16 protein-coding genes and 1 tRNA gene are annotated in these 13,920 nt (G+C 52.7%); 5 read left to right on the top strand and 12 right to left on the bottom strand.

Going from position 1 to position 13,920, the window contains the following annotated elements; translation table 11 throughout:
• Window positions 1-18: 18 nt before the first annotated feature.
• The 3 genes from CMUST_RS00980 to CMUST_RS00990 all read right to left on the bottom strand — a co-directional run bounded on the left by CMUST_RS00980 (window position 19) and on the right by CMUST_RS00990 (window position 5,860).
• Window positions 19-1,887 (bottom strand): right-handed parallel beta-helix repeat-containing protein, encoded by a 1,869-nt coding sequence (locus tag CMUST_RS00980; protein WP_052844458.1) that lies wholly within the window; start codon window positions 1,885-1,887, stop codon window positions 19-21.
• Window positions 1,888-2,136: 249 nt separating this feature from the next.
• Entirely contained in the window at window positions 2,137-4,122 is a 1,986-nt protein-coding gene (locus tag CMUST_RS00985; RefSeq protein WP_047260949.1) for an OPT family oligopeptide transporter, read from the bottom strand.
• 214 nt (window positions 4,123-4,336) lie between these two features.
• Window positions 4,337-5,860 (bottom strand): adenylate/guanylate cyclase domain-containing protein, encoded by a 1,524-nt coding sequence (locus CMUST_RS00990; protein ID WP_047260950.1) that lies wholly within the window; start codon window positions 5,858-5,860, stop codon window positions 4,337-4,339.
• Between the two features lie 73 nt (window positions 5,861-5,933).
• Here CMUST_RS00990 and CMUST_RS00995 point away from each other — a divergent pair, with 73 nt between their 5' ends.
• The 4 genes from CMUST_RS00995 (at window position 5,934) to CMUST_RS01010 (ending at window position 8,585) form a co-directional block, all read left to right on the top strand.
• Window positions 5,934-7,130: a DNA polymerase III subunit delta' gene (locus CMUST_RS00995; protein WP_236690135.1), complete on the top strand. Its 1,197-nt coding sequence runs from the start codon at window positions 5,934-5,936 to the stop codon at window positions 7,128-7,130.
• A gap of 64 nt (window positions 7,131-7,194) precedes the next feature.
• Window positions 7,195-7,270, top strand: a tRNA-Thr gene (locus CMUST_RS01000).
• A 254-nt stretch (window positions 7,271-7,524) separates the two neighbouring features.
• Window positions 7,525-8,070: an ImmA/IrrE family metallo-endopeptidase gene (locus CMUST_RS01005; RefSeq protein WP_052844459.1), complete on the top strand. Its 546-nt coding sequence runs from the start codon at window positions 7,525-7,527 to the stop codon at window positions 8,068-8,070.
• Entirely contained in the window at window positions 8,070-8,585 is a 516-nt protein-coding gene (locus CMUST_RS01010; protein ID WP_047260951.1) for a hypothetical protein, read from the top strand. The genes CMUST_RS01005 and CMUST_RS01010 overlap by 1 nt, the downstream gene beginning before the upstream one ends.
• 1 nt (window position 8,586) lies before the next feature.
• On the opposite strand, the gene CMUST_RS01015 is transcribed toward CMUST_RS01010, so the two are convergent.
• The 8 genes from CMUST_RS01015 to CMUST_RS15690 all read right to left on the bottom strand — a co-directional run bounded on the left by CMUST_RS01015 (window position 8,587) and on the right by CMUST_RS15690 (window position 12,960).
• A complete protein-coding gene (locus CMUST_RS01015; RefSeq protein WP_047260952.1) occupies window positions 8,587-9,777 on the bottom strand; it encodes a tyrosine-type recombinase/integrase in 1,191 nt (396 codons plus the stop codon).
• 8 nt (window positions 9,778-9,785) lie between these two features.
• Window positions 9,786-10,025, bottom strand: a complete 240-nt coding sequence (locus CMUST_RS01020; RefSeq protein ID WP_047260953.1) for a helix-turn-helix transcriptional regulator — start codon at window positions 10,023-10,025, stop codon at window positions 9,786-9,788.
• Between the two features lie 196 nt (window positions 10,026-10,221).
• Window positions 10,222-10,359 carry a hypothetical protein gene (locus CMUST_RS16715; protein ID WP_158408177.1) on the bottom strand — a complete coding sequence of 46 codons (138 nt, stop codon included), beginning with the start codon at window positions 10,357-10,359 and terminating at the stop codon, window positions 10,222-10,224.
• A gap of 120 nt (window positions 10,360-10,479) precedes the next feature.
• Window positions 10,480-10,899 carry a hypothetical protein gene (locus CMUST_RS15685; protein ID WP_052844460.1) on the bottom strand — a complete coding sequence of 140 codons (420 nt, stop codon included), beginning with the start codon at window positions 10,897-10,899 and terminating at the stop codon, window positions 10,480-10,482.
• Window positions 10,896-11,510 (bottom strand): DUF433 domain-containing protein, encoded by a 615-nt coding sequence (locus CMUST_RS01030; RefSeq protein ID WP_047260954.1) that lies wholly within the window; start codon window positions 11,508-11,510, stop codon window positions 10,896-10,898. The genes CMUST_RS15685 and CMUST_RS01030 overlap by 4 nt, the downstream gene beginning before the upstream one ends.
• 84 nt (window positions 11,511-11,594) lie before the next feature.
• Window positions 11,595-12,017 carry a hypothetical protein gene (locus tag CMUST_RS16935; protein WP_052844461.1) on the bottom strand — a complete coding sequence of 141 codons (423 nt, stop codon included), beginning with the start codon at window positions 12,015-12,017 and terminating at the stop codon, window positions 11,595-11,597.
• Window positions 12,018-12,091: 74 nt separating this feature from the next.
• On the bottom strand, window positions 12,092-12,484 hold the full coding sequence (locus tag CMUST_RS01040; RefSeq protein ID WP_052844462.1) for an ImmA/IrrE family metallo-endopeptidase: 393 nt from the start codon (window positions 12,482-12,484) through the stop codon (window positions 12,092-12,094).
• 74 nt (window positions 12,485-12,558) lie between these two features.
• Window positions 12,559-12,960 carry a helix-turn-helix domain-containing protein gene (locus tag CMUST_RS15690; RefSeq protein ID WP_052844463.1) on the bottom strand — a complete coding sequence of 134 codons (402 nt, stop codon included), beginning with the start codon at window positions 12,958-12,960 and terminating at the stop codon, window positions 12,559-12,561.
• 59 nt (window positions 12,961-13,019) lie between these two features.
• On the opposite strand from CMUST_RS15690, the gene CMUST_RS01050 reads away from it, so the two are divergent.
• On the top strand, window positions 13,020-13,286 hold the full coding sequence (locus tag CMUST_RS01050; protein WP_047260955.1) for a helix-turn-helix domain-containing protein: 267 nt from the start codon (window positions 13,020-13,022) through the stop codon (window positions 13,284-13,286).
• A gap of 109 nt (window positions 13,287-13,395) precedes the next feature.
• On the opposite strand, the gene CMUST_RS01055 is transcribed toward CMUST_RS01050, so the two are convergent.
• A complete protein-coding gene (locus CMUST_RS01055) occupies window positions 13,396-13,764 on the bottom strand; it encodes a hypothetical protein (protein ID WP_047260956.1) in 369 nt (122 codons plus the stop codon).
• Between the last annotated feature and the right edge of the window lie 156 nt (window positions 13,765-13,920).

Below are 13,920 nucleotides of genomic sequence, written 5' to 3' on the forward strand. Positions count from 1 at the left end.
GTGGTATCAAAACCAGCGTTATCGAGAAACGCTATTATCGTCGAAATCAATAGTGGCGGCACCCACAGCGGGCAACGAGCCGCTGTGGGTGACGATCTCCTCGGAGTATTCCTCGCCAACAACGGTGTTATTGCTGATATCAACGCCGGTGACATTTCCAATGAACTTTTGCTTGCCGTCGCGGCCAGCAGAGACATCGGCGCCAACATAAACCAGCGGGGCGGCCGAATTCTTTGGAGTAAAGGTGTTGTTAGTGACGGTGATGTCGGTCAGCGGGCCGCGTCCGCCGTTATACACGGTCATTGCGCCATCCACCGGATTAGGTACGGAACCGCCGCCCATATATGCATGGGGGTTGTGTGGGCGATTGTCGGGCAGGTTGGTGCGCGCGGAATCACCATCCCAAACAGACTCGATGCCGACCACTGCTTTACGAGCACCGCCGGTAATGGTGTTTCCGGTGAACGCGGTATTGGAGGAATCCGTGCCCACATACAAAATCCAGCTAGGGATATTGCTGCCAGTGACCGTAACCGTGTTATCGGTAAACGAGTTGCCGTTACTTGCTTGATACGCCTGAAGTAGGCCTTGGCCGGTGGAGGTGCTGGTGGTGACCGTATTGTTGCGCACCTGATTGTCGTCGGAATTGTATGCGATGTGAATGCTGGAGGAGAAGCTATCGCTTAGGTCATTCGATTCCACGACGTTTGTGCTGCTGTTATTCTGCATGGAAATATTGCGCGTATTGGCGGTAATCGAATTTCCAGAAACGGTGGAGTTGGTCACCCCGGAGAAGCTCAACCCGTAGTAGCCGCCGTGAATCTTGTTGTCGGTGACTTTCAATCCTGAAGCTTCAAAAGTATTGGGGCTTACCGTGCCGTCGGTTACGTAGCGATCCCAAATGGGGCTCGGGCTGTTATTGAAGTGAGTGTCCGGTTCGGTGCGGCGGGCGGATACCACAATGGAAATACAGTGGCCTTTTGTATGGGCTTCGCCTACTTGGTTGTTGATGGTGTTGTTGTGCATAACAATGTCGCGCAGATCCCCGGAGTTGGCAGATAGTTGAATGCCCCGGTAGAAGACGTTGTTCATCACGATATTGCTGATTTCGATGTCGCTTACCCCGTCGGCGGCGATGCCTCGGGTGAACTGGCCATGTTGTAGATCAAGCGTGAAATCCGAAATTTTGGTGCCCGTCGTGCCGCGTGCGATGTCGATGACGCTGCTTACTTCCTGGAAACTAGGCGTATGGATCTCTGAAATGATGCGCGCACCATTGCCGTTGAAATAGGCCAGGTTGTGGGGGATGACGATTCGCTTGGACAGTTTGTATTCCTTCCCCGCGCCCAGGGTGACGCCGGTACCCGCTTTAGCTGCGACGTCGACAGCTTCCTGTAGCGAGCTTGCAACGTCGCCGCTGTCGGCAAAAGCAATCATGGAAACGCCGTCTTTGGGTTTCGCACCATAGGTTTGACCTGCGACGTCGATGGTGGCGTAGGCGCCTGCAGTCTTATCGACACCACGCTCGAAATGCACATGCGAATGCCCGTCAGTGACGACGATGTGGTCTTTATCGGCGGGCAACGTTGCTGCCTCGGCGATCGTTGCCGCAGTGCGGGTCTGTGCCGGTTCTAGTCCGAGCTTTTCGACGGCCTGCTCTGGGCTGATGGCTGGGGTGGCTTCGTCCGCAGTGCGATTGATGGACGGCGAACCCGGAGCCTTATGCTGCGGTGCCGAATGCGAGCGGGAGCTACTGCTGCTGGAACTTAGGCGATCTAAAAGTCCCTCGGAAGATTGTGCTGCTGCCAGCGGTGCTGATAATGGGGCGATAACCAGGCTAGATGCGGCGGCGATGGCCAACCATTTCCGGGTAGAAAGTGTGAACATGGGCATAAATCTCCAAAGGTTGGGGAAGTGGAGTTAACACCCATAGAGGCTAGTGAAGAGGAATAGCGGAAAACGCTGTTTCTAGCGACTTTTATAGCGGATTTAGGGCAGATTTCAGCCTTGGGTTATCCCCTTTAAGCTATTTGTAAGAAATAACGATAAGTAGCAAAATATTTTCCCCTGTGTGGGTGGATTGCCCAGATCCCACCGGCATAGCCTGGTTATGAAAACCTGGGCAATCAACCGTGGTTAGCGCACGGTTTCGGTTTTAGACTGGGACGCCTTTAACCATTGATACAAGCCGAATCCGACGGCCGCGAAAACGACGATGCCGATAATGTCAGTCGCCTTGCCGAAATCAAATAGTCCCAGTGGCTCGTCGGAGCCGGTGGCACCGATGATCGCGGCCAGGACCACGCCGAAGAGAGATTCCCCGACGATCAAGCCGGTGGCTAACAATGTGCCCATCCGAGTTGCTGATTCCGGATTAGGTCGGGAAGCAGCCCACTTGTTGTATGCCAAGCCAGCGAATGCACCGATCGGGACCATTAACGTCAGGGCGATGGGCAGGTACATGCCCATGCCAACCGCCAGCGGTGGCAGGTAGAACTTGTTGCCCGTGGCCTTACGCAGGACTTCGTCGATGACAATCACGGCGACGCCAATGAGGGCACCAAGCCCGATGAGGTTCCAGTCCAGCGAATCGCCGAAAATTCCATTGGCGACGCTGGAAAGCAGCGCTGCCTGCGGTGCGGCCAGGGCTTCGGGGCCCGCGCCTTCCATTCCGGCAAAGCCGAAGCCGGTGAGCATTAATTGTAGAACCGGTGGGATGACAACCGAACCGAAAAGCACACCGATAACCAGCGCCACCTGCTGCTTCCACGGCGTGGCGTTCACTAACTGGCCGGTCTTTAGATCCTGGAGGTTGTCGTTGGAAATCGTGGCGATACCGAAAACGACAGCCGCCGTGAACAACGTATAAGCAACCAATGCGGTGGCATTTGTGTCCGACTCATTGCCGGTAACCGCCTTAATAAGCAAGGCTGCGGAAAGAACCACGATGATTCCCACACCGGAAATAGGCGAATTGGACGCGCCGATAAGCCCCGCCATATAACCGCACACCGAGGCGACGATAAGGCCAATGAGCAGGACGAAGATCACGCTCAAGATCACCAACGTGGTGGTGTGGTGGGAAATCTCCGAGACGTTAATGAACAAGTACAACAGCGCGCCTACCGGAACCATTGCAGCCAAGATGACCCCGACGACGATATTGAAGGGGATGTCGCGTTCCGTCAGCGGAACCTCGGCACCATCATGGCGTAGTTTCGAGGAGGCCAAGGAGTCCTTAATTCCCTTGACGATGGGGCCGATGATCTTCAGCAACGTCCAAACTGCGGCCACCGCCATCGCACCAGCGCCAATGAATCGTACCTCACTGGAAAACGTCGTGCTGACCACTTCGGCCAAATCAGCACCAGGCTCGCTTAATGCGTCGGCGCTTAACGTTGGTAAGAGCACCCCATAAGAAATGAGGAGACCGACAATCATCGCGATACCCACGCCGACACCTACTAAGTGACCGACACCGATCAAGGCCAGGGATAACGACGCACCAACCATGGTGCCGCCGGATAGGAACTTAAACGGGTAGGAAATTCCGCCTGCGACCGCCTTCATCGCAGCTAACAGGGCATAACCGGCGGAGGCGACGCCGCCGATGATGATTACCATCAAGCCCCGGTGGTTTTCTTCCGCACCCGCTGCGTCAGCGGAATCATCGCCAACCTTGAGCACCTCAGCCGCGGCAACGCCCTCCGGGTAGGGCAGGTCGGAACCAGTGACCAATGCCCGGCGAAGCGGAATGGAATACATGACTCCCAAAATGCCACCAATCGCGCATACTGCCGTGGTGGTCCAATAAGGGAAACCGGTCCAGAAACCGATCATGACCAGGCCAGGAAGCACGAAGATGATGGCAGATAACGTACCAGCGGCGGAAGCAATTGTTTGTACGATATTGTTTTCAACCACGGAATGATTGCGGAATTTCCGTAATACCGCCATCGAAATCACGGCTGCCGGAATGGATGTGGCAAACGTCAACCCAACTTTTAATCCCAGATACACATTGGCCGCGGTGAAAACCAGAGTGATCAGTCCGCCAAGAACAATACCTCGAATTGTTAATTCCCGGATTGGATGTTCGGTAGGTTTTGTCGGGGAAGTCACTGGAAAACCCTTTCTGAATTTATGGCTTTTTTGGAATAAAGACCGAATATCTAAAAGAGTAAAGTGTTCAGTTCCGCTTTGTCTATCAGCTGTAATATTGATAACAGATTGCGCTATGGCCGTCGAAAAGCGAAAAAATATGCGTTACACACGAAAAACGCGGACAAGGCACACGACGAAACCGGGAATCTGGGTGCCAGCGGGACTGTGAATTTTATGAACGATCTGCGAGCGTTGGCCTGATCGGTCGGGCAATCTGGGTCATCATATTGCGCCCGCGCAGTTCGACAGATTTCAGCAGCGTCCAACGCGCCTGTTCCGCCTCATTGGCTTTTGCCAAAGTCGCGGCGTTTGTCAACACTCGCCCAGGGGTATCCTTCGCTATTTCAGTCAAGCGGGCCGCCGTATTAACTGCGTCACCAATCACGGTGTACTCAAAGCGATCATGCCCACCGATATGGCCGGCAACCACATGTCCTGCTGCAACACCGATGCCAGCCTGAAGCCGCAAGCCCTTCAGCTCCTGCCGCAATTCGCGGGCAGCCTGCAACGCATGCCCAGTGGCGTCGGAAAGCGTGATTGGTGCGCCGAAAACCGCAAGTGCTGCGTCGCCCTGGAACTTATTAATAATCCCTTTATTGCGATGCACCACCTCAACCACATGCTCGAAAAACTTATTCAGCTCTTCCACCACTTCTTCCGGTTCATGGCTGACCGCAAACGTCGTTGACCCGATAACGTCAACGAAAATAACCGCCACCTCGCGATCCTCGCCGCCTAACTCCGGGCGTTCTTCCAATGCACGCCGCGCAACTTCGTTGCCAACATACCTTCCGAAAATATCCCGTACCCGTTGACGCTCCCTAAGCCCCCGCATCATCTCATTGAAGCCAGCCTGGAGGACGCCCAACTCCGAACCGTCGTAAATGTCAACCTCAACATCGGTATCGCCGCGTCGCACCCGATTAATTGCCGATTGCAATTCCACAATGGGATCAACAACACTCATGACAACCAACGTGGTGCCCAAAAAACCAGCAACCAACGCAGCCGCACACAAAATCATCATTGCCGGAATGAGCATCGACAACGGGCCAGTAAAAATGCCATTACGATGCCCCAAAAGCAGCAATAAAATACTCAAAATAGGCACAGCAGAGGTCAAAACCCACGTCATTCGCAACCGCTGCGTAATCGGTGGCTCCAGGGTCGAATCCTCAAACCTGCGTGCCAAAGCAGTCGCGGCAATCGGCCGCATGAGACGCTCCGCCTCCAGGTAAGTCAAAAGGCACATCACCAGCCCCGCCAAAGTGGTGGAAACCCCGATGACCAAAGCCAACCTACTCGACGCTTGGGCAGCAACCACAGTCACGATGATGATGCCAATAACCCACACCACCACACTCAGCATCGTCTGGTAAAACGGGATCCGCATCACCAGAATGCGCACCATATTCGGGTCATGATTATCCGGATCGCGTTGCCAATCTAAAACCGGCCGAAACAGAATAAACGTGACAACAGCACAAACAACAACAGCTACCGCTGTGTAGATTGCGCCGACCGTCGGCAAGCTAGCGCTAGCAGGAAAAATTCCAACGTCAGGCAGGGGCAAAACATACTTCAAAAACAAAATAATGAAAACCGCAGCGAAAATGTTAGACCCCAAAACCGTCGCCGTATAAAGCGGCCATGACGTCTTTGCTAACCATCGGATGGCCTGCCACATTCTCTGCATGATTTCTACTTTAACCACCTGAAGAAGAAACGGGGGTACACATTAGGCAACAGTACCTAATAATCTAGTGGGCGTGAGTACCGACATCTTCACCCGCATGGGAATCGCACCACAAGTTGCAACAACATTGCGAACCGCCGCTCAAGCTGCCCGCACCGGCGTAGGCGGCAGCGCAATGACTCACGCATGGCTATTCACCGGCCCACCAGGCTCCGGGCGATCCACCGCCGCCGTCGCATTCGCCGCCGCACTCGAATGCACCCACCAAAGCATCGTCGGCTGCGGGGAATGCGAACAATGCCAAAAAACCCAAGCGGGCGCTCACACCGATGTTGTCCACATCGCCCCCCGCGAACTCAGCATCGGTGTCGAGGCCATGCGGATAGGTGTAGTAACCCCCGCCGCCATGCTGCCAACCGTCGGCAAATGGCGCATCGTCATCTTAGACAACGCTGATCGGCTCACCAACGAAGCCGCCAACACACTTCTAAAAACCGTGGAGGAACCACCCGCCCACACCGTCATCATGCTGTGCGCCCCCTCCACCGACCCCACCGACATCATCCCCACCCTGCTGTCTAGGTCCCGCCACGTGTACGTCCCGCAACCATCTATCGACGAAGTCGCCGCCATACTCATGCGCGAAAGCGACATCAGTGAAAACGTGGCTAAACTCGCCGCCGCAGCCTCCGGCAACCACATCGGCCGCGCCCGGCACCTAGCCCACCACAAAGAATCACAAATTAGACGTGCCAATATTCTCAACCTGGCGGAACTGATCTTTCACGGCTCAGAAGCATTCCAAGCAGTCGGCACATTGGTGAAAAACGCTACCGAAGAAGCAAAAAGTATGCTCGCCGAAGAAAACGAAAAAGAACTGGAAAAACTACGCACCGCACTCGGCATGGGGGCACGCGGCAAAGGCGCCCAAAAAGCACTCAAAGGTACCACCACCCAACTCAAAGAACTGGAAAAACAACAAGCACTGCGGGAAACCCGTGCCCGCCGCGACACTCTCGACATGCAACTCGTTGACCTCATGGGTCTGTACCGCGACGCCCTCATGCGCGCCACCGGTGCAGAGGTTTCAGCCATCCACCCGGACATGGCGCCACTGGCCGAAGAACTAGCGAAAATTGGGCCAGAAAATCTCCTTATCTGCGTCGAAGCTATTCAACAATGCCGCAGCGACATCAATAAAAACGTCCGGCCCGAGGCCGCCATGGATGCAATGGTGGGACGAATCCGAAAAGCATGTAACACCCGCTAACCCCAGCGGTTTGTAAAAACACCACACAACTGTTGTAGAATCACCGCTTGAACATTTTGTTCGTGCCGCCTTAGCTCAGTCGGTAGAGCGCTTCACTCGTAATGAAAAGGTCAGGGGTTCGATTCCCCTAGGCGGCTCCACCAAAACACCTGCTAAAACACACTTTTAGCGGGTGTTTTTCTCACTCAACCCCATTTACAAGTTGTTGCAAGTTGTTGCAGGTTGTTGCTTCTTACACCGAGCAGAGACCGAGCAGAGACCGAGCAAACTTATTTCAGCGGGTAGAAAACTTCCTAAAATTATTCGAACGAATGAGCTTAGAAAAATGCCCCCATTTCTCCCCTATGTAGTAACTGTGCAATAGTATTGAATCAACACATGGAGAGGAGGAATTGTGGACAGTTTTAAGTTGGACAGCAACGGTGAAAAACGTGAGGTGAAAACATACGGTGATTTACGCAAGTATGCGCGTCAAGATGCAGCAGAGCTTTTAAAGTCGCATTGGGGAGATTCCATACCGGTTGATCCGGTAAAAATCTCCAGGAGATTAGGCGTTTCAGTTTTTACCGCTCAACTCGGTGATGATGTGTATGGGCAAATTATCGGATCGTCTGCTGGTGCTGACATCTATATAGATGAAGACCAACCGCATCCACGGTTCCGCTTTACATGTGCGCATGAACTTGGGCATTACGTTGATCGTTCAATAAACGGCAATATCCTTAAGCCAGGCATGGGATACATTGATAAACGCAGCGAGGATGATCCATATTCGCCGGATGAGGTCTATGCCAACGAATTCGCGGCATCGTTGTTGATGCCAGAGAAAGACTTTAAAGATGCGGTTGAATGTGGCGTGTCTGATTTTGATTTAGCCAAAAACTTTGAGGTGTCTTTATCTGCAGTGCAGTGGCGGAAAAAGCGCCTGGGAATCAGCTAGTGAGCGAGCACTTAACACCACAGCCTGACCAGCAAAAAGATGCGGTAATAAACCGGCATCGGGATTCCGATGATGAAAATCATATTGGCGATGATGAACCAATTAAGCCTAGGGAATCTGCTCCGATGCCGGTTTCTCCACCTCATACTAAGTCGGAAATCGAATCCGGCAGTAGCCAAGTGGAATCGCTTTCAGAAAAGTTTGTCGGTAATGGTCAAGACCCCATCGTCAAGTACTTCTGGCTTTATAAGTGGCATCCTTTTATCGAATCTTTCTGCAAGGTAGCTGAATGGTTGGAGCCAGCTGACAATCCAGTGCAGGCTAGAGTGCAATTTAAGGAAAAGCACTCTAGTGTATTCAAAGTTGCTTTTGTACTTGATGGGCTACTGAAATTGACCGTGCTGTGTGCACTTTTCTTCGCAATCGCACTGGTGGGGCTAAGAGCAGTGGGTCTTGAATTTGACTTTCCGGGTATTGACTTTTTTGTAACCAAAACTATAGCTCGGCAACCGTAACCTAATCTCCGACAGCGTGTAGTCCTTGGCGTTGCGCGGTACGTTCTGCGCGCCGGGCTGCTTTGGCGGCTTCGCGGTGTCGTTCTGCTTCCATGTGGGCGTTGATGGCGTCGGGTACTGTGTCGATGCCGGTTTCCCAGAGGTGTGCGTAGGTGTCGAGAGTCATGGCTGCGCTGGCGTGGCCTAGCATTCGTTGGACTGTTTTGACGTCTGCGCCTGCTGCGATGGCTAGTGAGGCGGCTGTGTGCCTGAGTTCGTATGTTGTGATGCCGGAGATGCCAGCTGTGGTGCATGTGGTTTTCCAAACTCGTCGCCATTTTGTTGTTGTCCATACGTGGCCATTTTCGTCTTGGAGTAGCCAGTCATCGGGTTCGCGGTTGTCTGCTGTATCTTCAAGATCGAGTAGGAGGTCTCCGCCTACGGGGACTTCGCGGTGCATGCGTGTTTTGGTTTCGTCGGGGTTTCCTAGTGCGTCGACGTCTCGGCGGATCATTAGTCGTTTTCGTAGTACGTCTAGGTCTCGTGCTTTTAGTCCTTTGGCTTCGCCGGGGCGTAGTCCGGTTTGGACTAGGACTGCGATCATGAGGGCGGCTTGTTCTGTTGGCGCTGAGTGTATGAGTTTGTCTATTTCTTTTACCGTTAGGTACCTGCGTTCTGCTTTGTACTGTCGGGGTATGTCGCCGGAACGCATTGGGTTTTTGGTGATGATGTCTAGTTCTACGGCTTGTTCGAGTAGTGCGTTGAATACTATGCCGATTTTTCGGAGGCTAGCGCTGCTTAGTTGGCCTTGCCCGTCGAGTCGTTGCACGGTTGGTATCCATGTGTTGAATGCTGCTCGATTGATCTTCCAGCAGGGGGCGTTGTGCCAGCGGGGTTGTATATGTTGCCATGCCGCTTTGTAACCTGCGATGGTTGGTTGCGCTCGGCCTGCTTTTGATGCGATCCATACGTCCCACATGTCGCCTAGTGTGACGTCTAGACGGTCTTTCGTGATCCAGTTTCCTTCTGCTTGGCCTACTTCTGCGCGGCTTGCGTAGAGTTTGGCTGCGTCGAGTGTGTCGAAGGCTTTGGTTACCTCTCGGCCGTTTTCGTTCCATACGGCAAGCCATCGTTTGCCTTTGCCCCAGCGGCTTGTTCGTATGCGCTTGTTGCCTTCGCCGGGTTTGGTCCATTGGTCTCGGACGTGTGCCATTGGTTTCCTTAGCGTGAAGGGGTGTGTGGGTTTTTAATGGGACTGCCGGGGCGGTTTTTGTGCCAGGTTTTGATTTCGTCTGCGTCCCATAGGGGGCTGCGTTTGTCGAGCATGGCAACAGGGGCGGGGGTTCGTCCGTTGGCGTAGTAGTTTGCCCATGTCCTCACGCTGATGCCGCAATGCTCGGCGCATTCGGTGCTTCGCCAGAGGCGTTTACCGGTAGTTTCGTCGATAATGATTGGGTTCATTGGGTCTTCTTTCTTGCTCGGTCTATGGCGTAGCCGATTCCCGCGAATGCAGGTAGCCATAGGAGGCTGCCTCCGCTTGAAATGGTTATGACGGATATGCCGAGTCCCATCAATGTGAATAGCATGTGTTTCCTCGTTTCTGATTGTGTAGTGTGGAGGGGAAGCCCCCCGCTAGTTCGAGTAGCGGGGGACTTTCCTATTTGTCGGACTTGCGGGTATCTATCCAGATGATGACCATCAGTATTAGTGTCGCGACTGATGTTGCCCGCTCGAAGGTTATCTTGTTGAAGATTTCCTTGAGGAGAGTTATCTGGTAAGTGACCAGTTCTAGCATGTCCACCTCCTTTCACTATTGAGTTTTCTTTGTGGTTCCTTGCGGAACTATCACTAGTATAACGTACTTTTACGTTACGTGTCAAGTGGTGGAACCTTGATTAATTCTGCTTGGCTAGTTTTATAGGGGTTGCGGGAAGCCTTCTGCGATGCTGTGTTTTCCTTGTGGTGGATTAAGTAGGAAAGCGGTGGGTTCTTTTGCTGCTTCAAGGTGTTGGATGAGGAAGTTTAGGCTGAAATATAGCTGGGCTATTTGGCTACGCATGATGTCTTTTCCCTTAAGTTTGGGGTTGCGTTGGATGCCTACCCAGTGCATGTTTGCTGCTTTGCATGCGCGGCGTTCATCTGTGTTGGATAGTTGTTTAATGTCGCCTGTGATGATGACGTCGTAGCCTTGTTTGTGAGCGGCAGAGAAAAGATCTGTGTCGAGCATGCCTTTAGGTAATTGGATTCCCACACGACCAATGTCTTTTGCGGGGAATTGGGTTGTTAGTACTTTCCAGGCGGCTGAGGGGAGGTTTTCGTCAAGGAGAATTTTCATGCTGCTAGCTCCTCGATCGATTTATTAAAGGCGATTGCGTTGCCTACCGATTCCAGACTGATGGTCGGGTATTCCTCGGCGATCTCTTCTGCGCTCATGTCGTCATGGAATAGGTCTACTATTAGGTCATAAGGCACGCGACTGTCTTCGATAGTGGGGGTTCCACTTAGCCGTTGTGGGTTGATCTCTATTCCTTGGGCAGGGTTGCGCAAGTCGGGCACTTCACGGCCTTGCATATTCATGAATGGCGCGTAAATATCTTCGAGGTTTACTAAGTCCCACTGGCCGGGGTTTTTGCTCAAGTTGAGGAAATGGGCGTTGTCTTCGTCGAAGACTTTGACACTTTTCCCGTCGGTCGCGAATTTGTACTCAGATAGGTGCTCGGTCAAATCGTAATCGCTGAGTCTGGCGATGGCGGAACGGATCCGCTGAAGTGAATTATTTACCCGAAGTTTCGCAATGGTGCGAAGCGCTACGATGTCACGGAAAGAATAGATCTTTGGCCGTTCAGGGTTAATCTCGGGCACAAGAATTTCATTTCGCGCCCATCGCTGAAGCTGATCTTTAGACGCACCGCTGAGATAAGCAGCAACATCAATGGTGTAAGTCATTCGTGTTCACCTCCTTCCGGTGCCTACAAAGCCAAGTATATCGAGATGAGCAGTAAATAAATCGCGCATGGTTAACAAAATCTCTTACATTCCAGCACAATGAGTGGTCCACCCCGTCGTTCCATCGGTGAACATCGTTGTTCCTGGCTGGTATGAAGGATCGTTCATGCAGTACGCAATGGTCTTATCTAGCTGCTGTGGCGCGCCGGTTGGGGCACCGGTAAAACCTGCAACCCCGTTATTGGCGGGCGCTGGCGCAGGTGCTGGCGGCGGCGCTTGATAGATAGTTGTTTGTTGGACCACTGTTTGCTGCGGTTCCTGCATTGGTGTTACCTGGGTGGTGGGCTCTTCGCTGGCAGACGTTAGCTCTGGTGTCTCTGATGACGTAACCGAGGGAGATACTGCTGTAACTGTCTGAGTGACCGTGGTCGGAGCTTGCTGCCCATTGCCGCAACCTGCGAGCACCACAGCCACTCCGCCAAGAACCAAGAATAAAGATTTGGACAAGATTAACTCCTTAAAACCCTGTAGGAAAAGAACTAACTTTATTTTTCCTTAAAACCGAGAATTGCGGGCGCTTTTCACGCAATAACCTTAAACCGGGCTAAACCCTGCCATGCTCGGACGATCTCCTGTGTAACTCCAAGCTCACTGGCAATCCCACCAACGTGCCCATCGCAAACCTCTTCCGCCCTCTGATAGTCACCCTGACTAATCAAAAACTCAGCGGCCCACTCGTTCGCCTCGCGCTCCTGCCGGGCATGAACCCATCCAGTCGCGCCGGGAACGTGCCCACAATGAGCGTGCCCTAGCTCGTGCGCGAGTGTGCATAGGTGCTGGATCGGATGTAGTCCTTTTCGGATGCTCACGGTTTTTCGGATGGGGTACCAACGGCCTTTTTCTCCGCCAGTGTGTGAGTCGATCGCAATGTCCATAGCTTCGGCCATCTGTTCCAGTTCTAAAATTTTGCTCATTATCACCTCGTAAATGGCAATAGAAAGAATGAAGTTATCATAAGTGAATTAGAACAGATGTACCAAAAAGGATGCTAGGGGCCGTCGTGGTATCCGTCATCACCCGGGAAAAGCTCCTCAGGCGACGAATCTGCCGCGTACTCCTCCGACCAGCCAGAATTCTCGACTGAATGAAACGCCGGCGGCTCTGATTTGGCTTTACGACGCGCGGCAAGGTCGTCTACCAGATTCATTTGCCTTTCGGCTTCTGCGACCACTTCTATGAGTTCAAGATTTAACGCGCTGCATAGCTTTTCTAGTTCGTCAATGTTGATCGGCCGGAGTCCACGAAGCTGCTTGGAGACCTGGCTTTGTGAGATCCCTGTTGCCTTTTCTATCTCGGCCTGCGTTACTTTTTGAATTCGCCTGTGAGTGTCGAGGATGTCAGAGATTAGTCGTCCAAACTTACCAACTTGCGATTTCTGAGCTGCGTTCATGTGGTCAATTATGCCGAATGAACTGCTAAAGTTCAAATGAACTTGACGGAATATTCCAAATGAACTATCTTGAAATTATGCCAAATGAACTAAGTTGCAGGTCTGGGCAGATAGCAGCGGAAATTAGAGCTGAACTAGCCCGGCAGGAAAAGACAGTAAATGACTTGGCAGACGAAGTAGGGATGCCAATTTCGACAGCAAGACGAAGCGTCAAAGGCCAACGACCGTTCAATGTTGATGAACTTTTCGCAGTATGCGGAGTTCTTGGGCTGGGAATGGTCGAGCTGATTGAGCGCGCTTCAAATGAGCAGACTACTGCGGCGTAGTCGCGCCGGGTCGTCGAAAAGCGGAAGAAAATACCCCGCGATGATGCGGGGGTAGGGAAAGGAAAAGAGAATGAGTCGGATTGTTCGCTTGAGGATGAATCCGGGATTGTTAGCGGAATTGGGGGTCGTCCCATTCGTGGAAGATAGGCTCTCCGTCGTCGCTGTCAAGGTCAAGGACACGGTATCCGTACCGTCTATCACCCTCGAAGATATTCATGTACTGATGAGTCTCATTGCTCGTAAGGCGCTCGGGAATCTCGGGGTCGGTGGGGTCAGTGAAAGTCAGGTTGATTTGATCTTCCGGGTTGATCCACAGGTAAAGCGATTCCGACGGTTTGGCAACATTTTGGGCACGAAGGTTCAGCGCAATGTTGGCCTTTTTAGCATCAGCAGCGGCCTTGGCAATCCAGGGGAAAGTCCAGTACGGCATTTGGTACTCGTGACCGTTGATGTCCAGAAAGAAAGTTTTTTCAAACATGCTACAAGGATAATCCGGCTGCAACGTGAAACACATTCCCGTTCGGCGGAGCCACTAAGCCCTACTGCGGCGTAGTCGCGCCGGGTCGTCGAAAAGCGAAAGAAAATACCCCGCGATGATGCGGGGCAGGGAAAGAAGAAAAGGAGTGATTCAAGT

The sequence above is a fragment of the Corynebacterium mustelae genome, from assembly GCF_001020985.1.
In the GTDB taxonomy this organism is placed as follows: Bacteria; Actinomycetota; Actinomycetes; order Mycobacteriales; family Mycobacteriaceae; genus Corynebacterium; species Corynebacterium mustelae.